At 72.2% G+C, this 17185-nt stretch carries 17 protein-coding genes; 10 read left to right on the top strand and 7 right to left on the bottom strand.

Annotated elements, in window-relative coordinates:
* Window positions 1–27 precede the first annotated feature (27 nt).
* Window positions 28–828 (bottom strand): enoyl-CoA hydratase/isomerase family protein, encoded by an 801-nt coding sequence (locus tag ADK54_RS35680; protein WP_053729949.1) that lies wholly within the window; start codon window positions 826–828, stop codon window positions 28–30.
* 320 nt (window positions 829–1148) lie between these two features.
* Between ADK54_RS35680 and ADK54_RS44190 the strand changes: the two genes are divergently transcribed.
* Entirely contained in the window at window positions 1149–1316 is a 168-nt protein-coding gene (locus ADK54_RS44190) for a DUF3117 domain-containing protein (RefSeq protein WP_003966491.1), read from the top strand.
* Between the two features lie 111 nt (window positions 1317–1427).
* Here the strand turns inward: ADK54_RS44190 and ADK54_RS35675 are convergent, their stop codons facing one another.
* On the bottom strand, window positions 1428–2093 hold the full coding sequence (locus ADK54_RS35675) for an O-methyltransferase (RefSeq protein WP_053729948.1): 666 nt from the start codon (window positions 2091–2093) through the stop codon (window positions 1428–1430).
* Window positions 2094–2259: 166 nt separating this feature from the next.
* Between ADK54_RS35675 and sigE the strand changes: the two genes are divergently transcribed.
* From sigE to ADK54_RS35645, 6 genes are all read left to right on the top strand, one after another.
* The gene (gene sigE / locus ADK54_RS35670; RefSeq protein ID WP_199827105.1) at window positions 2260–3036 is read left to right on the top strand and encodes an RNA polymerase sigma factor SigE; all 777 of its coding nucleotides are present in this window, start codon (window positions 2260–2262) and stop codon (window positions 3034–3036) included.
* Window positions 3033–4004 carry an anti-sigma factor family protein gene (locus ADK54_RS35665; protein WP_053729946.1) on the top strand — a complete coding sequence of 324 codons (972 nt, stop codon included), beginning with the start codon at window positions 3033–3035 and terminating at the stop codon, window positions 4002–4004. The genes sigE and ADK54_RS35665 overlap by 4 nt, the downstream gene beginning before the upstream one ends.
* Window positions 4005–4094: 90 nt before the next feature.
* Window positions 4095–5942 carry a trypsin-like peptidase domain-containing protein gene (locus ADK54_RS35660; protein ID WP_053729945.1) on the top strand — a complete coding sequence of 616 codons (1848 nt, stop codon included), beginning with the start codon at window positions 4095–4097 and terminating at the stop codon, window positions 5940–5942.
* Window positions 5943–6123: 181 nt separating this feature from the next.
* On the top strand, window positions 6124–6576 hold the full coding sequence (locus ADK54_RS35655; protein WP_053729944.1) for a sec-independent translocase: 453 nt from the start codon (window positions 6124–6126) through the stop codon (window positions 6574–6576).
* 151 nt (window positions 6577–6727) lie between these two features.
* Window positions 6728–7405 (top strand): hypothetical protein, encoded by a 678-nt coding sequence (locus ADK54_RS35650; RefSeq protein WP_053729943.1) that lies wholly within the window; start codon window positions 6728–6730, stop codon window positions 7403–7405.
* A 252-nt stretch (window positions 7406–7657) separates the two neighbouring features.
* Window positions 7658–9400: an FAD-dependent monooxygenase gene (locus ADK54_RS35645; RefSeq protein WP_053729942.1), complete on the top strand. Its 1743-nt coding sequence runs from the start codon at window positions 7658–7660 to the stop codon at window positions 9398–9400.
* Window positions 9401–9443: 43 nt separating this feature from the next.
* On the opposite strand, the gene ADK54_RS35640 is transcribed toward ADK54_RS35645, so the two are convergent.
* The 3 genes from ADK54_RS35640 to ADK54_RS35630 are packed head-to-tail and all read right to left on the bottom strand — an operon-like array spanning window position 9444 to window position 12461.
* A complete protein-coding gene (locus ADK54_RS35640; RefSeq protein WP_053729941.1) occupies window positions 9444–10577 on the bottom strand; it encodes an Mrp/NBP35 family ATP-binding protein in 1134 nt (377 codons plus the stop codon).
* A 44-nt stretch (window positions 10578–10621) separates the two neighbouring features.
* Window positions 10622–11197 carry a DUF1003 domain-containing protein gene (locus ADK54_RS35635; protein WP_053729940.1) on the bottom strand — a complete coding sequence of 192 codons (576 nt, stop codon included), beginning with the start codon at window positions 11195–11197 and terminating at the stop codon, window positions 10622–10624.
* Window positions 11184–12461, bottom strand: coding sequence for a magnesium transporter MgtE N-terminal domain-containing protein (locus ADK54_RS35630; RefSeq protein WP_053729939.1), 1278 nt, complete (start codon window positions 12459–12461; stop codon window positions 11184–11186). Before ADK54_RS35630 ends, ADK54_RS35635 begins: the two co-directional genes overlap by 14 nt.
* Window positions 12462–12655: 194 nt before the next feature.
* Here ADK54_RS35630 and ADK54_RS35625 point away from each other — a divergent pair, with 194 nt between their 5' ends.
* Complete coding sequence (locus tag ADK54_RS35625; RefSeq protein WP_053729938.1) at window positions 12656–13414, top strand: hypothetical protein; 759 nt, start codon at window positions 12656–12658, stop codon at window positions 13412–13414.
* Between the two features lie 16 nt (window positions 13415–13430).
* Here the strand turns inward: ADK54_RS35625 and ADK54_RS35620 are convergent, their stop codons facing one another.
* Window positions 13431–13940: a hypothetical protein gene (locus ADK54_RS35620; protein WP_053729937.1), complete on the bottom strand. Its 510-nt coding sequence runs from the start codon at window positions 13938–13940 to the stop codon at window positions 13431–13433.
* A gap of 68 nt (window positions 13941–14008) precedes the next feature.
* On the opposite strand from ADK54_RS35620, the gene ADK54_RS35615 reads away from it, so the two are divergent.
* Window positions 14009–14914 (top strand): DMT family transporter, encoded by a 906-nt coding sequence (locus ADK54_RS35615; protein WP_053729936.1) that lies wholly within the window; start codon window positions 14009–14011, stop codon window positions 14912–14914.
* A 4-nt stretch (window positions 14915–14918) separates the two neighbouring features.
* On the opposite strand, the gene ADK54_RS35610 is transcribed toward ADK54_RS35615, so the two are convergent.
* Window positions 14919–16043 carry a magnesium and cobalt transport protein CorA gene (locus ADK54_RS35610; RefSeq protein WP_053729935.1) on the bottom strand — a complete coding sequence of 375 codons (1125 nt, stop codon included), beginning with the start codon at window positions 16041–16043 and terminating at the stop codon, window positions 14919–14921.
* A 468-nt stretch (window positions 16044–16511) separates the two neighbouring features.
* Here ADK54_RS35610 and ADK54_RS35605 point away from each other — a divergent pair, with 468 nt between their 5' ends.
* The gene (locus tag ADK54_RS35605) at window positions 16512–17096 is read left to right on the top strand and encodes a suppressor of fused domain protein (RefSeq protein WP_053729934.1); all 585 of its coding nucleotides are present in this window, start codon (window positions 16512–16514) and stop codon (window positions 17094–17096) included.
* Window positions 17097–17185: the final 89 nt, after the last annotated feature.

The following is a 17185-nucleotide window of genomic DNA, read 5'->3' as shown; positions in this document are numbered from 1 at the left end:
GCCGCCCCCGGGCTCGAACCGCCCGGCTCAGCGGCCGACGTACTTCGGCTTCTCCTTGGCGAGGAACGCGGCCACCGCGATGGCGTGGTCCTCGGAGGCGCCCGCCTTCGTCTGGAGCTCGTCCTCCTTCTCCAGCGCCTCGGCCAGCGTGTGGCCCGCACCGTAGGCCAGCGACTCCTTGAGCGCGCCGTACGCCACGGTCGGACCCGCCGCCAGGGTGCGGGCCACCGCGAGGGCCTCGGCGGCCAGCTCGGCGGCCGGCACGACCTTGTTGACCAGGCCGATCTCGTACGCCTCCGACGCGGAGATCGAGCGCGGGAACAGCAGCAGGTCGGCCGCGCGGGACTGGCCGATCAGGCGCGGCAGCGTCCACGAGACGCCGGAGTCGGCGGTCAGGGCGACGCCGGCGAACGAGGTGTTGAACGCGGACGTGTCCGCGACCACCCGGTAGTCCGCGGCCAGCGCGAAGCCGAGCCCGGCGCCCGCCGCCACGCCGTTGACGCCGGCCACCACGGGCTTCGGCATCTCGGTGAGCGCCTTCAGGATCGGGTTGTAGTGCTCCTGCACGGTGCTCATGGTCTGCCCCGTGCCCGCCTCGCGGTCCGCCGTCAGGGAAGCGACGTGCTCCTTGAGGTCCTGCCCGACACAGAACGCCCGGCCGGTCGCGGTCAGCAGCACGGCCCGTACCGCCGGGTCCGAGGCGGCGGCCCGCACCGCCTCGCGGAGCGCGACCTTCGCCTCCGTGTTCATGGCGTTCATGGCCTCGGGCCGGTTGATCGTGATCGTCGCGAGCCCGTCGCTCACCTCGTACAGCACGGTGTCGGCCATGGTGGATCCCCTCCGTCGCGGATGCTTCTTGCGGTGTCGTATCCGCTCAGCATGGCGGAGATCGCGAGTGGTGGGCATGTGACCTGCGTCAAACAATCGGGGCGCGGGGAGGAACGCGCGGCGGCGAAGTATCGCAGGCGGATCGCCGAATTGAGTGGTTTTGATAGAGCGCGTTGCTCAAGCGATGCAGACCGATGTTGGTCATCGGGTCCTGCGATGCGGGATAATGACCTGGAAGCAATGTGTTCGATGCCGTGACGCGTGCCCAATCCCGGGGGCCGTCGGCTGACGATGAGCTGGTTTCAGGAAGGGGAACGAGCATGGCGGCCATGAAGCCGCGGACGGGCGACGGCCCGCTCGAGGTGACCAAGGAGGGGCGGGGCATTGTCATGCGCGTTCCGCTCGAAGGCGGCGGTCGGCTTGTCGTCGAGCTGACTCCGGACGAGGCCGATGCACTCGGCGATGCCCTGAAGAAGGTCGTCGGCTGAGTTAGCGGGTTCGACCCAGACTCTTCACCGCCCCGGTTCGGTACGCACGTGAGTGCGTGCCGTGCCGGGGCGGTGTTGTGCGTGCGGGGCCATGCGGGAGCGGGCGGCCGGTCAGCCGCGGCGCACCGCGCAGAGCAGTCCGTCGCCGACCGGAAGCAGCGACTCCACGAGCTCCGTGCTCTCGCGCACCGTGCGCAGCAGTTCGCGCAGCCGCAGCACCTCGGCCGGCTGGACCCCCGAATCGACCGTACGGCCATCGGCGAAGACGCCCTCGAAGCAGACGATCCCGCCCGGTCGTAGCAGGCGCAACGATTCAGCGAGCACGTCCAGGGACTCCATGCGGTCGCCGTCGCAGAACACCAGGTCGTACCCGCCGTCCGCGAGCCGCGGCAGTACGTCCAGGGCCGGCCCGGGGATGAACCGGGCCCGGTTGCCCGCGAAGCCGGCGGCGCGGAACGCCTGCTTGGCGAACTGCTGGCGGTCCGGCTCCGGGTCGACGGTGGTCAGCACGCCGTCCGGACGCAGGCCCTGCAGAAGGTAGATGCCGGAGACGCCGGTGCCGGTGCCGATCTCCGCGACCGCCTTCGCGTCCGCCGTGGCAGCGAGCAGCCGCAGCGCGGCGCCTGTCCCCGGGGACACCGAACGCAGGCCTGCCTCCCGGGCCCGGTCACGGGCCCAGCGCAGCGCGTCGTCCTCGGCGACAAAGGCGTCCGCGAACGCCCAGCTCGTCTGCCGGTTGGCGGTAATGGCCCTCTCCTGTCCCCTGTGTTGGCGCAACGGTGACTGTATCCGCTGGAGTCGGGAACCCGCAGATGGGACCGCGCGTTATGGAGGGCAGGGGGAACCGCGGGGGGAGCGCATGGACAAGTTCGGGGAACGGGGCCGGAAGCCGGTCCCAAATGCACGTAAAGATTCTTATCCGGAGCTAACGGGCGAGGTGGCTATGGTAGGGGCTCCACTGGACACCACCAGAGCCGACAGGGGAGGTGCGGCTGCGCCTGTGGATCGGGGAGGAGTGCTGCGGCGCTTTCTCAGGTCGGCGGGTGAGCCGAAATCCGTGACCAACATTGCTGACCGTTCCCGCGCTACCAGCTCCGCAACCACCGCGACCTTCGCCGACGCGGATTCCCAGGCGTGGACTCCCCCTTCGTGGGAGGAGATCGTCAGCACGCACAGCGGCCGGGTCTACCGCCTCGCCTACCGCCTGACGGGAAACCAGCACGATGCGGAGGACCTCACGCAAGAGGTCTTCGTCCGCGTCTTCCGCTCCTTGTCGACGTACACGCCGGGCACTTTCGAGGGCTGGCTGCACCGCATCACCACCAACCTCTTCCTGGACATGGTGCGCCGCCGCCAGCGCATCCGTTTCGACGCGCTCGGCGACGACGCGGCGGAGCGGCTGCCCAGTCGCGAGCCCAACCCCCAACAGGTCTTCAACGACGCCCACTTCGACGCCGACGTCCAGCAGGCGCTCGACACCCTCGCGCCCGAGTTCCGTGCGGCCGTCGTCCTGTGTGACATCGAGGGCCTCTCGTACGAGGAGATCGCGGCCACCCTCGGAGTGAAGCTCGGCACCGTCCGCAGCCGGATCCACCGCGGCCGTTCCCACCTGCGCAAGGCCCTCCAGCACCGTTCGCCCGAAGCCCGCGCCGAGCAGCAGCGCGCGCTGGCGGGGGTGGCGCCGGGAGCTCTCGGGGTGGCCGGAGAGGGGACGGCGTGAGTGGTACGAGTCCCACCCCGGCGGAACAGCACCTCGGGGACCGGCTCGCGGCCCTGGTCGACGGCGAGCTGAACCACGATGCCCGCGAGCGCGTCCTGGCCCACCTCGCGACCTGCGCCAAGTGCAAGGCGGAGGCCGACGCCCAGCGCAACCTGAAGAACGTCTTCGCCCGGGCGGCTCCGCCGCCGCCCTCCGAAGGCTTCCTCGCCCGGCTCCAGGGACTGCCCGGCGGGCCCACCGGATCCGGGGGTGACGACGGCGATTCACCGTTCGGCGGGGGGCGCCAGGCCGACGGGTTCTTCGGAGGAATCGGGGTGCTGACCCCCACCGCGGGCGGCCCCGGGGACCCGCGCGTTCCCCGCTCGGGCGGCTTCGGCTACGTCCCGGTCGGCTCCCATGCGGCGGTGCTGCCCGACGGGCTGAGCGGCGGCTTCCGCATCCACGAGGTGGGCAGGCCCGAGCAGGACCGCTCGGGCTCGGCATGGCGCGGCCGCAGATTCGCGTTCGCCGCCGCCAGTGCCGTGTCGCTTGCGGCGATCGCGCTCGGTGGCACCCTGCCGCTGAGCTCGACGTCCGGGGCCCGCGCGGCGGGCAGCGGCAGCAATGTCGTCCCGATCCGCTCCAACTCCCCGGCGCCGAGCGGCAGTTCGGCCGAGGACCGCCGTCGCGGCGGCGCTGCGGCAAGCCTCCTTTCGGCCATGTCCGCACAGCCCCCGGCCCCGGCCCCGCGCGGCCTGAGCGGCATGCCCGCGCAGAACGGGCCCGTCCAGCAGCTGGGCGGCGCGTTCCCGGCGGCCCGGCTGAACGGCTCGTCCCTGCCCCCGTTGATACGGCCGGCGGTGGCGACGCTCCCGCTCACCACGACGGACCTCACGACCGGAGCGCTCGCCGTCACGCCGTCGGCGGCCCCGGTGGCGCATCTGGCGGCTCCGATCGCCTCCGGGCTCCCGCTCACCGCCCGGCGCTGACCGCGCCCTGCCCTCGCCCCCGGCAACCTGGTTGAATCCGGGGGAGGGGTGCTCGTCGGAGCACGCAGGGAAGCCAGTTGCGGGGAGAGCATGAACGAGCAGAAGCCCACCGGGCCGAAGCCGAAGTGGTGGAGCCGACCGCAGGCAGGCCGCCCCCGCGAAACCGAAGCCCCGGCCCCGGCCGAAGTCCCGGCCGACACCTATGACTTGGCTCCGCCGATGGCAGTGGGCGGGGCGGCTCGGCCCGCGCCGGCGGCCGAGGCACAGCCCGCGAACGTGTCGTCGGCGGAGCCGCTCCAGGACGCGAACCCGCAGGTTCCGCCCGCCCGGGACGCGAGCCCGGTCGCCCCGTCGCCCCAGGACGCGCCGCCTGCCACCCCGGCCCCGGTGAGCGACGACGCGGGCGACCCGCACGCGGCACACGACGCACCCCCCGGGCCCGCCCCCGAGCCGATCACCAACCCGGTCGTCGAGTCCGAGCCCGTCGCGCCCCGGCAGCCCCTGCACGCGCCGGATCCCTATGGCACGCCGCCCTACGGCGGCCCCGGGCCGTGGGCGCCCGCGCCGCCCGTGCAGCGGCCGGTGCCGACGCCGCCGGGGGGCACCTCACTGCCTCAGCAGTCCGCCTGTGCCGCACCTCAGGCACCGGCAGCCCCGGCCGCCGCCCCGGCGCCGACGCCGCAGGCCCCCGTACAGCAGGGGTCCGCGCCGCCGTCCGCCTACGCCGCGCCTGCGGCGCCTCCTGCTCCGCCCGCCTCGCAGTGGCTGCAGTACGACCCCTGGGGCGCGCCCGGGGAGCCGCTCACGCAGGTCGGGCGGCCCGAGCCGGGGAAGCCGCGGCGCGGGGCCCTGCTCGTCGGGGCCGTGCTGCTCGCCCTGGTCGCGGGCGGCATCGGCGGTGGGGTGGGCGCGTACGTCGAGCGCAACGGCGGCATCACCAGCGTCAAGCTGCCCCAATCCGGCAAGGAGCCGCAGGGCCGGGCGCCGGACAGCGTCGCCGGGATCGCCGCGAGCGCGCTGCCGAGCGTGGTCACCATCCACGTCACCGGCGCCACCGAGTCCGGCACGGGCACCGGCTTCGTGCTCGACAACGCCGGGCACATCCTGACCAACAACCACGTCGTCCAGCCGGCGGGCGACTCGGGGAAGATCTCGGTGACCTTCAGCGGGGGCGAGAGCGCGCCCGCCCAGGTGGTCGGCCGCGACTCGGGGTACGACCTCGCGGTCGTCAAGGTCGACGGCGTATCGGGCATGAAGCCGCTGCCGCTCGGCAATTCCGACAACGTCCTGGTCGGCGACCCGGTGGTGGCCATCGGGGCACCCTTCGACCTCTCCAACACGGTGACGTCCGGGATCATCAGCGCCAAGGAGCGCCCGATCACGGCCGGGGGCGAGAGCGGCGACGGCAGCGACGTCAGCTATGTCGACGCGCTCCAGACCGACGCCCCCATAAACCCGGGCAACTCCGGCGGGCCGCTCGTCGACTCCAAGGCCCGCGTCATCGGCATCAACAGCGCGATCAGGTCGGCCGGGAGCGGCAGCACGGAGGGCAGCGGTGGCCAGGCGGGATCGATCGGGCTCGGCTTCGCCATACCGGTCAACCAGGCCAAGCGGGTCGCCGAGGAGCTGATCAACACGGGCAGGGCCACGCACCCGGTGATCGGCGTCACGCTCGACATGAAGTTCACCGGCGACGGCGCCCGGGTCGGCGACAAGGCCAGCGACGGCAAGCAGGCCGTCGCCACCGACGGCCCCGGCGCCAAGGCGGGCATCAGGTCGCAGGACGTGATCACCAAGGTGGACGGCCAGCGGGTGCACAGCGGCGAGGAGCTGATAGTGAAGATCCGCGCGCACCGCCCCGGCGACCAGCTCAAGCTCACGGTCCAGCGGGACGGCAAGGAGCAGGAGCTCACTCTGACGCTCGGCGCCTCGTCCTGACCCCGGCTTTCGGGGCGCCCGCGGGCCGGGCGCCCCACCGGCCCCGTACCGATGCCCAAAGGTCACCCCGCGGGTACCGCGCCGACAGCTCGGCCGGGTACCGTGGAGCGGTCCATGACCGGACGCGGGGCTGAGAACCAAGCGCCGAGATCGCGAGCACTGAGAACACGAGGAGCAGCGGGTGTTCAACGACATCGGGCCCATGGAGCTGGTCACACTCGTGGTCCTCGCCGTGCTCATCTTCGGTCCGGACAAGCTGCCCAAGCTGATCCAGGACGTCTCGAACGTCATCCGCAAGGTGCGCAGCTTCTCCGAGAGCGCCAAGCAGGACATCCGGGCCGAGCTCGGCCCGGAGTTCAAGGACTTCGAGTTCGAGGACCTCAACCCCAAGACGTTCGTCCGCAAGCAGCTCATGGACAACGACGACCTGGGGCTCAAGGAGATCCGCAACAGCTTCGACCTCCGCAAGGACATGGAAGAGGTCGCGGACGCGGTGCACGGCCGCGAATCGGCCACCGCCACCACGGCCGCCAACGGCTCGGTGAACGGCTCGGGCGGCACCCCCGACCTGCTGAAGAAGCGCGAGAAGCTGGATCCGGGCGAGCGCCCCCCGTTCGACGCCGACGCCACCTGATACACGCCAATCAGACTTGATACACGCCAATCCGACTTGGGCTTTTCCGGCGAGCCGCGGCGAGGTGGCTATCCTCCATCTGTCCGGCAGCCAGGACGCCCGCGGGGGCGGGCCGCTCCGGACGCTACTGATCCAGGAGGCGGCCGGGCAGATGGAGACGACAAGCCGGGTAGCGGGGGAGTCCGCTCAAGGGGCGCCCCAGGGCACCCAGTCCACACCGGAGGGAGTGCCGGTGGCCCGGCGTACGCTCGACGGCTATCTGCGCGCACCCTTCCCCTGGTACGGCCTCGACGAGGCGTTCACCGGGGCACGCTGGCTCATGCAGGTGGCGCAGGCCGCGGACGGCACCGTCCAGCACGGCTCGATCGGGCACGGCGACGAGCCGTCGATACGGCCCGAGGCGGCGGCCGCAGCCGACCGGGAGCGGTTCGCCGTGGTCGTGAGCGTCCCCGCCAGCCCCGTGCGCCACAGCGGCGACGGCGGTGTCCTGGAGGCCACGTCGGTCTCCTCGGCGGCCTGGCTGGCCGGTTCGGGGCTGCTGGCCTTCACGTGGCCCCCGCAGATGGACCACGTCCGACGCGGTGAATGGCTGGACCAGCAGACCGAGACTGCCTGGGAGCTCGCCGACGACCTGGACGGTCCCGACTGGTCGACGCTCTCGCTGCCCGTCGACGGGGAGCCGGCGGACTTCCACTACCGCGAGTCGGAGTTCGGCTGGATCCTCGCCGGTCCGGCCCAGAACGGCGTGCACCTGGGGGCGTACGGGCGCGGCCTGAGCGCGTACGGGCTGGCCTTCTCGGTGGTCAAGGACATCAGGTCGTACCAGTGAGCGGGGCGCCGAGCGCGCGGAGGTACGCGTAAGGGCTGCCTCGCCACTGCGGGGCGACCCTTGCCGCTGTGGCGGAAGGCCGCGTCCAGTAGTCCTGCGGGCTCCACTCGCTCTCGGGATGCTGGTCGAGGCGCTTGTTGGTCCCTGTCGTACGGGCCGCACCGGGACGACCCCGGTTGCCGCGCCGCGCTGCTCTCGTGGCGCCACACTGGAAGGGGACCGGGGCCGGCAGGCGGAGACCGGGAGGCACCCGTGGCGCACACCCGCAGCACCGACGTATTGATCGTGGGCGCAGGCCCGGTCGGCCTGAGCGCGGCCGCCGGGCTCGCCGTGCACGGAGTACGCATCCGGCTCGTCGACCTGTTGCCGGCCCGGCTTCCGTACGCGAAGGCGGTGGGCGTCCAGCCCCGCACGTTGGAGATCTGGGACCGGATGGGCCTGGCCCGCGAAGTCGTCGAGGCGGCCGTGCCGCTCCACGGCCAGCTGACCTACGTCAACGGCGTCGAGCAGCCGCGGATGGAACTGGAGCTGCCGCCGGAAGTGCCGTACGGGTTCGCCGCGCTGCCGCAGTACGAGACGGAACGCCTCCTGGAGGAGTACCTCGCGGGCCTGGGCACGGCCATCGAGCGCGAGACGGAACTGCTGTCCTTCAGCCAGGACGCGGACGGTGTGACCGCGCTCCTCGACTCCGCCTCCGGTGGCCAGGAGGAGGTCAGGGCCGGGTTTCTCATCGGCTGCGACGGCGCGCACAGCGCCGTCCGCAAGGGTCTCGGGCTCTCCTTCGAGGGCGGGGCCTTCCCCACGAGTTACATGCTGGCCGACATCGAGGCCGACTGGGACCTTCCGGCCGGCTACAGCGTGCAGGCCAGCCACCGCGCCGCGGACGGCACGGTCGACGACCTGCTGGTCTGCGTGCCGCTGCCCGGTGCGGGCCGGTACCGCGTGTCCATGCTGGCCCCGCCCGAACTCGTAGCCGAACGCCCGGCGAAGGGCGGCGCCGCAGCCACCAGCGGTACCGGGGCGGCCCCGGACGGCGTGGCCCACGGGCTCGGCGGCGACCGCGTCCCGGAGCTGTCCGACATCCAGGCCGTCGTCGACCGCCTGGCCCCCGCCCCGGCCGTTCTCTCCCACATGCGCTGGTCCTCGGTGTTCCGCATCAGCCACCGGATCGTCGACCACTACGGCGAGGGCCGGGTCTTCGTCGCGGGGGACGCCGCCCACATCCATCCGCCCACCGGCGCCCAGGGAATGAACACCGGCATCCAGGACGCCTGCAACCTGGCGTGGAAGCTCGCCCTCGTGCTGCGGGGCTCGGCCGGATCCGCCCTGCTCACCAGCTACGACGCGGAGCGCCGCCCGGTCGGCGAGGAGGTCGTGGGGCGGACCGTCCGGCATTCCGCCCAGGGTGTCCAGGCCGACCCCGACGACCCGCGGACGCTGATGCTCCGCGAAGCCCAGTTGCTGATCGAGTACCGCGACGGCCCGCTCGCCACGACCCCGTACGGCCCGGCCGACGCGCCCCAGCCGGGCGACCGCGCCCCGGACTGCGACGGCCTGGCCGCGCCACTGACCACGTACCGGATGCGGCTGCTCGACGTGCTGCGCGGCTGCCCGGGGCACGCCGTGATCCTCTACCTGACCGACCCCGTCGATCCGGTCGCCGCCCGGGCCGCCGCCGAGCTCGAAGGCGCCCGCGCCATCGGGACGGCCGCGCCGACTCCCCATCAGGCGCGGGGGCTGCGGACGGTGGCCGTCGTCGCCCCGGGGACCGAACCCCGGGAGGCGCCCGGCACCCCGGCCGGCCTGTCGGCCGTCGCGGAGCTGCCGGTTCCCGGATACCTGGACACAGCGGGGGAGTTCGCACGGATCTACCGCCCCGAGGGCCCGACCGGCTTCATCGTCCGCCCCGACGGACAACTGGGCGCCCGCTTCCCCCTCTCGCGTACGAAGGAGGCGCTGGCCGAGTACCTCGCGGTGCTGTCCGTCCGGGCTTAGGGGGGCGCGAGTGCCGCGCGCCCCAAGATCCGCCGGGCAGGCCCTAGAACTTGTTGCGCGGGGTGATCCCCAGCGACATGCCCGACAGGCCGCGGGCGCGGCCGCCCAGCTTGCCCGCGATGGCGCGCAGGGCGGCGCCCGCGGGGGAGTCCGGGTTGGACAGGACGACCGGGCGGCCGTCGTCGCCGCCCTCGCGCAGGCGGACGTCGATCGGGATGGAGCCGAGCACCGGCACGTTGGCGCCGGTCGTCTTGGTCAGGCCGTCGGCGACCTTCTGGCCACCGCCGGTGCCGAACACGTCGACCATCTCGTCGCAGTGCGGGCAGGGCAGCCCAGCCATGTTCTCGACCACGCCGACGATCTTCTGGTGGGTCTGCACGGCGATGGAACCGGCCCGCTCGGCGACCTCGGCCGCGGCCTGCTGCGGGGTCGTCACGACGAGGATCTCGGCGTTCGGGACCAGCTGGGCCACCGAGATCGCGATGTCACCGGTGCCCGGCGGCAGGTCGAGCAGGAGGACGTCCAGGTCGCCCCAGTACACGTCCGCGAGGAACTGCTGCAGGGCGCGGTGCAGCATCGGGCCGCGCCACACGACCGGCGCGTTGCCCGGCGTGAACATGCCGATGGAGATGACCTTCACGCCGTTCGCGGACGGCGGCATGATCATGTTCTCGACCTGGGTGGGCCTGCCGTCGGCGCCCAGCATGCGGGGCACGGAGTGGCCGTAGATGTCGGCGTCGACGACACCGACCTTCAGGCCGTCCGCCGCCATCGCGGCCGCGAGGTTCACCGTCACCGAGGACTTGCCGACGCCGCCCTTGCCGGAGGCGACCGCGTAGACGCGGGTCAGCGAGCCGGGCTTGGCGAAGGGCACCTCGCGCTCGGCGGTGCCGCCGCGCAGCGACGTCGCGAGCTCCTTGCGCTGCTCGTCGCTCATCACGTCGAGCGTCACGTCGACGCGGCTGACGCCCTCGACCCGCTCGACCGCCTCGGTCACGTTCTTGGTGATGGTCTCGCGCATCGGGCACCCGGAGACGGTCAGGTACACCGTGACGGCAACCGCTCCATCCGCACCGATCTCAACCGATTTGACCATGCCGAGCTCAGTGATCGGTCGGTGGATCTCGGGGTCGTTCACCGTCGCCAGTGCCTCAAGCACCGCGTCTTCCGTAGCCATACAGCCGATGGTACGGCGCTTACCGCACAGTACGGAAAGCCCTGTCAGCGGTCGCCTTCGTCACGTCCGTACGTCCGCTCCGACGGGAATACGTTTCTGCGCTCCTCCATCTCCTTGACCAGGTCCTGGAGTTCGGAGCGGATCCAGTCGCGGGTCGCCACCTCGCCGAGGCCCATCCTGAGCGCGGCGATTTCGCGGGTGAGGTACTCGGTGTCCGCGATCGACCGCTCGTTCTGCTTGCGGTCCTGTTCGTGGGTGACCCGGTCGCGGTCGTCCTGCCGGTTCTGCGCGAGCAGGATCAGCGGGGCCGCGTACGAGGCCTGGAGCGACAGGGCGAGGGTCAGGAAGATGAACGGATAGTTGTCGAAGCGCAGCGAACTCGGCGCGAAGATGTTCCAGAGGACCCAGATGATGATGATCAGGGTCATCCAGACGATGAACCGCCCGGTGCCCAGGAAGCGGGCGATCCGCTCGCTGAACCGGCCGAACGCCTCCGGGTCCCACTCCGGCAGCAGCCGCACGCGCGGCGCGCGCGGCTGGTCGAGGCGGGTGCGGCCGCGCGGCAACGCGTTGGCGCCGCTCGCGCGGGTGCGCTCCTCCGCCCGGTCAGTGCCGCCCATCCGGTACCCCCTCCGGCCCGTGGAACTCCGTCTCGCGCCAGTCCTCCGGCAGCAGGTGGTCGAGTACGTCGTCGACGGTCACCGCGCCGAGCAGCGAGCCGCTCGCGTCCACCACGGGCGCTGCGACCATGTTGTACGCGGCGAGGAAGCTGGTCACCGAAGGCAGCGAGGCGTCCGGCGGCAGCGGCTTCAGATCGCTGTCCACCACCGAGCTGACCAGCGCGAACGGCGGCTCGCGCAGGAGCCGCTGGAAGTGCACGGTGCCCAGGTACTTGCCCGTCGGCGTCTCGTCCGGCGGCCGGCACACGTACACCTGCGCGGCGAGCGCGGGGGAGAGATCCTGCTGGCGCACGCGGGCCAGGGCGTCGGCGACCGTGGCGTCCGGGCGCAGCACGATCGGCTCGGTCGTCATCAGACCGCCCGCGGTGCGCTCCTCGTACGAGAGCAGTCGGCGCACGTCGGCGGCGTCGTCGGGCTGCATCAGCGTGAGGAGGCGCTCCTTGTCCTCCTCGGGCAGCTCGGAGAGCAGGTCGGCGGCGTCGTCGGGGTCCATCGCCTCCAGGACGTCGGCGGCCCGCTCGTCCTTGAGCTTGCCGAGGATCTCCACCTGGTCGTCGTCGGGCAGCTCCTCCAGGACGTCCGCGAGCCGGTCGTCGTCGAGGGCGGCGGCCACCTCGGCGCGGCGCTTGGGCGAGAGGTGGTGCATGACGTTGGCGAGGTCGGCGGGGCGCAGCTGCTCGAAGGTGGCGACGAGGTTCTCGGCGCCCTGACCGTGCTCCTCCAGGGAGAAGCCGGTGACGGCCGACCACTCGACGGTCAGCGTCTCGCCCTTGCGGCGCAGCGCGCCCGCCTTGCCCCGGCGGACGAAGACCTTGTCGATCTCCCAGTCGCGGCGGGCCGGCAGCTGCTGGATCGCGACGTCCAGGACGGTCACCTGCTCGCCGGTCTCGACCAGCGTGACCCGGCGGTCCAGGAGTTCGCCGAGGACGAGGCGCTCGGTCGGGCGCTGCTCGAAGCGGCGCAGATTGACGACGCCGGTGGTGATGACCTGGCCCGATTCCACGCCCGAGACCCGGGTCATGGGCAGGAAGATCAGCCTGCGGCCGGCCACTTCGACGACGATGCCGAGCAGCCGGGGAGGCCGGCGGCCGACCCGCAGCATCGCCACGAGGTCGCGCACGCGGCCGACCTGGTCGCCGTTGGGGTCGAAGACGGCGACGCCGGAGAGGTGCGATACGAAGACCCGGGGGGCGCCTGCCGCCATACGAGCGCCTCCTTACTGTTCAGGGTTGCTCCGCACCACCGCGATCGCTGCGGGACAAGGGTTTCAGGCTAGCCGGTGGCGCCGCGGTACGCCCTTGCGGGTCGGCCGTACGGCGCTCTGCCGGGCAGCGTAGACACTGCGGGTAGGGTGCGGTCTGCCGACCCCCCTACATCGATGTGAGAGGCAGTGCGCAGGTGACCTCATCCCCCTTGTCCGTACGGGTACGGGTACGGGTCCAGGCCCGCCGGGCCGCCCTGCCCCTCGCGCTGTGCGCGGGTCTCGCCGCGGGGCTCACCGCGTGCGGTACGGATCCCGACGAGGGGACCAACGGCGTCGGCAAGCTGTCCGCGACCGAGATCGAGAACCGGGCGCGGACGGCGGCGGACGGGGCCGACGCGGTACGGCTCTCGGGGACGCTGGTCAGCAAGGGCGGCTCGTACAAGATCGACATGAGGCTGAAGAGCAGCGGCGGGACGGGCACGGTCACGTCGCAGAAGAGCACGTTCGGGCTGCTGCGGGTCGGGGAGGACCTGTTCCTCAAGGCGAACGCGGGGTTCTGGTCGCACAGCGAGTCGGGTGGTGCGGCTTCGGCTGCGGGCAAGCTCGACGACAAGTACGTCAAGGTGCCGTCGGGGGACCCGGCCTACCAGCAGCTGCGCGGGTTCACCGAGAAGTCCGTGCTGCTCAAGGGGATGCTCGGGCTGCAGGGCGCGCTGTCCAAGGGCGACCGGTCCGAGGTCGGCAACGTCCGTACGGTACGGATCGCGGCGGGCAAGGACGGCGAGGGCGGCACCCTCGACGTCTCCCTCCAGGGCACGCCCTATCCCCTCCGCTTCGAGCGGGCGGGCGGGGCGGGCGTCCTCGAACTGGCCGACTGGAACAAGGACTTCGCGCTGGCCGCTCCGGCCAAGGGAGACACGGTGGACTACGGGCAGCAACTGCCCAAGACCTGACCCGGGGTGCCCCCGCTCAGCGCCGCTTCCGCCGGAACAGCAGGCTCGGCAGCGCCGCGGGCACCGCGTGCCGCGTCGTCGCCGGGGACGCGACCGGGGCCGTGGCCAGGGAGCCTTCGGGGATCGCCCCGAGCCCGCCCGTCGGGGTCAGGCGCAGGAGGCGGCACTCCGCTGCCCAGCGGGCCGGCATCGCCTCGCCGTCCGGGGCGTTCAACCGCTTGCCCTTCAGCTCCGCCACCGCAGCGTCCCAGGCGGCCGTGCCCGAGGGGATCTCGGAGACGTTCGCGGTCCATGCCACGAGGCGCCCGCCCTTGTCCTTCGAACGGACCGTCACCGCCGCCGTGGCGCCGTCCGCCAGGCCCTCCAGCGGCTGCTCGCCCGGGCCGCCCCCGACCACGTACGCCGCCCCGTCGAGCCACACGTGCCACAGGGCCCGCTCGGCCACCCCGGTGCCGCGCACCCAGATGAGCCCGGACTTCTTCGTGGCCTCCTCGACGAGGGCCTGGTCGAGCAACGTTTGCGTCATGCCACCACAGTAGAGGCCCCGGGGAACAGTCAGTTCCGTAATCCGGCCATGCCCCTTACGCTTCCGCCGTGACCACTGCCACCACCCCCGCGCCGCAGGTCGCCGCGGGCGTCCCCCGCATCGACGTCGTCCTGCTCGCCGTCGCGATCTCCAGCGTCTCGCTGTCCGCGCCGCTGATCGCCGCCACCGCCGCGCCCGCGCTCGCCATCGCCTTCTGGCGCAACGCCCTCGCGGTCGGCGTGCTGACTCCGGTGGCCTGGTTCAAGTACCGCGCCCGGCTGCGCGCGCTGACCCGGCGCGAGGTGGGGCTCACCGTCGGCGCCGGCGCTCTCCTCGCGCTGCACTTCGGGCTGTGGCTGCCCAGCCTGAGCATGACGTCCGTCGCCTCGTCGACCGCGCTGTGCACCACCACCCCGATATGGACGACCATCGCGCTGCGCCTGCGCGGCCACCGCCCGCCCGGCCTGGTGTGGGCCGGCACCCTTGCCGCGTGCGCCGGAGTCGTCATGCTCACGGGCGTCGACCTCAGCCTGTCGACCCGGGCCCTGGCCGGAGACGCGCTCGCGCTCGGCGGCGGCATCGCGGCGGCCGGCTACGTGCTGCTCGGCGCCGAGGTCCGCAAGAGCGTGGACACCGTTCCGTACACCTACCTCTGCTACGGCACGGCCGCCGCCGGGCTCCTGACGGCCGCCCTCGTCAGCGGGGCCGACCTCACCTCGTACGACGGCGCGACCTGGCTGAAGCTCGCGGTGCTCACGCTCGCGGCCCAGCTGCTCGGCCACTCCCTCCTGAACCGGGTGGTGGCGAGCCTCGGCCCGTCCGTCACCTCCACGGCGATCCTGCTCGAAACCCCCGGCGCCGCCCTCATCGCGGCCCTCTGGCTCGGCCAGCAGCCCCCGGCCCTGGCCTACCCGGCGCTGCTCGTGATCCTGGCCGGACTCGCCCTCGTCGTACGGGCGAGCCGGACCAACTGAGCGTTCAGAGCCAGCCGTTGCGCTTCAGGCTGCGGTGGATCGCGAAGCAGGCCACGGCCACCAGGCCCATCGAGATCGGGTAGCCGTACTTCCAGTGCAGCTCCGGCATGTTGTCGAAGTTCATGCCGTACACGCCGCACACCATCGTCGGTACGGCGATGATCGCCGCCCAGGCCGTGATCTTGCGCATGTCCTCGTTCTGGGCGACGGAGGCCTGCGCGAGGTTGGCCTGGAGGATCGAGTTGAGCAGCTCGTCGAAGCCGATGACCTGCTCCTGCACGCGGGCGAGGTGGTCGGCGACGTCGCGGAAGTACTTCTGGATGTCGGGGTCCACGAGCCGCATCGGGCGCTCGCTGAGCAGCTGCATCGGGCGCAGCAGCGGGGAGACCGCGCGCTTGAACTCCAGTACCTCGCGCTTGAGTTGGTAGATCCGGCCGGCGTCCACGCCGCGCGGGCTGCCCTTGGCCGGGGCCGAGAAGACCTCGATCTCGACCTCGTCGATGTCGTCCTGCACCGCGTCCACGACCGCGAGGTAGCCGTCGACCACCTGGTCGGCGATCGCGTGAAGCACGGCCGAGGGGCCCTTGGCGAGGAGCTCCGGGTCGTCCTGGAGGCGCTTGCGCAGGGCGCGCAGCGAGCCCTGGCCGCCGTGCCGGACGGTGATGACGAAGTCCCGCCCGGTGAAGCACATCACCTCGCCGGTCTCCACGACCTCGCTGGTCGCGGTGAGCTCGGCGTGCTCCACGTAGTGGATCGTCTTGAAGACGGTGAACAGGGTGTCGTCGTAGCGCTCCAGCTTCGGCCGCTGATGGGCGTGGACGGCGTCCTCCACCGCCAGCGGGTGCAGCCCGAACTCGGCCGCGATACCGGCGAATTCGGCCTCGGTCGGCTCGTGCAGACCGATCCACGCGAAGCCCCCGCCCTCGCGCACCCGCCGCATCGCCTCACGGGGCGTCAGGCAGGACGTGTCCTCGACGGACTGGACGCGCTGCCCGTCGCGGTAGACCGCGCAGTCCACGACGGCACTGCTCGCCGACGGGTCGCGGGTGGTGTCGTAGCCGCTGTAGGGGGTGCTGGTCTTGCGCAGCGCGGGGCGGACCACGGCGCGCAGGTCACGGATCATCGACATGGCAGGACTCCTTCACGGAGGGCCGTCGTGGGGCATGGCACTTGGAACTGCCCGGAATGGGGACGTACAGCGAAGAAGAGGGCCGGAGGGTCGAATCGACCCCGAAGGGCACCAATCGCACACGTTCGCAAAGCGGGCGGCACCACAGGGGCACGCGGGGACGGCGTTCGCTACTGAAACGGACAAGGCGAGGCGATGTGCTCTTCCGTTGGGCGAAACGCCAGGAGACTCGGATGTTTCCGGACCCGGGGGCCGGGTAGGGAGGGTCTCAGCTCACCGGGAACAACGCAGGCGCGTGGAAGAGCGGTTGGTACTGCCAGGCCGACTTCGATCCATCGCAGCCCCACCTCCTCCAGCCGGTCCCCCGTGGGGGACTTCCTGCTGTCCTGAACAGCGGCCAAGACTATCAGCCCACTGTTGCGTCAAGCCCCGTCTTTGCCGCTTGCATACGCCTTCTATGCTCGCCCCATGGTTGATGTTCTTGCTCTGGTCGAGGCCCGCCTGCGCACCGCGCTGGGCGAGCCGGACGCGCGCGCGGCGGTCACCTTTCTCGGTACGGACCGCATCGAGGTGCTGCGGTTCACCGACGGCGACATCGTCCGGTACGCCACGCTCGGCATGTCCGCCCAGCCGATGGCCGATCCCACCTCGGCGCTGGCCGACCCGGTGAAGGGCCCGCGGGCGGAGCTGGTCCTGTCGGTGCGCGCCGGGCTCGCCGACACCGACAAGGTGCTCCGCCCGCTCGCCGTGCTCGCCGCATCCCCGCAGGTCGAGGGCCTCGTGGTGGCGCCGGGCGCCTCGCTCGACGTCGGCGAACCGCTGTGGCCGGGCGCCCCGTTCAGCTCGGTCCTGGTCGCCGAGGCGGGCGGCCTGGTCGAGGACCTGGAGCTCGACGCCCCGATGGACCCGGTGCGCTTCCTGCCCCTGCTCCCCATGACCACGAACGAGGCCGCGTGGAAGCGGGTGCGCGGCGCGAAGGAGCTGGAGGAGCGCTGGCTCGCCGGCGGCACGGACCTGCGCGACCCGCTGCGGAAGTCGGTGGGGCTGGATTAGGCGGCTACCCGTACGTCAAAGGGGCGCGGGGAACTGCGCGACCAGCCCCCCCACGGCCCGCAGTCAAGGGTCAACTCTCCCGGCCGGTC

Source organism: Streptomyces sp. WM6378 (genome assembly GCF_001279695.1).
GTDB lineage: Bacteria > Actinomycetota > Actinomycetes > Streptomycetales > Streptomycetaceae > Streptomyces.
Note: the sequence above shows the minus strand (reverse complement) of the source record. Positions and strands in the feature narration are given on the sequence as shown.

Bases quoted from the DNA above. Each gene is read 5' to 3' on its own strand.
- ADK54_RS35680 (WP_053729949.1), bottom strand. From the start codon at position 828: ATGGCCGACACCGTGCTGTACGAGGTGAGCGACGGGCTCGCGACGATC.
- ADK54_RS44190 (WP_003966491.1), top strand. From the start codon at position 1,149: ATGGCGGCCATGAAGCCGCGGACGGGCGACGGCCCGCTCGAGGTGACC.
- sigE (WP_199827105.1), top strand. From the start codon at position 2,260: ATGGTAGGGGCTCCACTGGACACCACCAGAGCCGACAGGGGAGGTGCG.
- ADK54_RS35610 (WP_053729935.1), bottom strand. From the start codon at position 16,043: ATGTCGATGATCCGTGACCTGCGCGCCGTGGTCCGCCCCGCGCTGCGC.
- ADK54_RS35605 (WP_053729934.1), top strand. From the start codon at position 16,512: ATGGTTGATGTTCTTGCTCTGGTCGAGGCCCGCCTGCGCACCGCGCTG.
- ADK54_RS35620 (WP_053729937.1), bottom strand. From the start codon at position 13,940: ATGACGCAAACGTTGCTCGACCAGGCCCTCGTCGAGGAGGCCACGAAG.
- ADK54_RS35630 (WP_053729939.1), bottom strand. From the start codon at position 12,461: ATGGCGGCAGGCGCCCCCCGGGTCTTCGTATCGCACCTCTCCGGCGTC.
- ADK54_RS35635 (WP_053729940.1), bottom strand. From the start codon at position 11,197: ATGGGCGGCACTGACCGGGCGGAGGAGCGCACCCGCGCGAGCGGCGCC.
- ADK54_RS35650 (WP_053729943.1), top strand. From the start codon at position 6,728: ATGGAGACGACAAGCCGGGTAGCGGGGGAGTCCGCTCAAGGGGCGCCC.
- ADK54_RS35640 (WP_053729941.1), bottom strand. From the start codon at position 10,577: ATGGCTACGGAAGACGCGGTGCTTGAGGCACTGGCGACGGTGAACGAC.
- ADK54_RS35660 (WP_053729945.1), top strand. From the start codon at position 4,095: ATGAACGAGCAGAAGCCCACCGGGCCGAAGCCGAAGTGGTGGAGCCGA.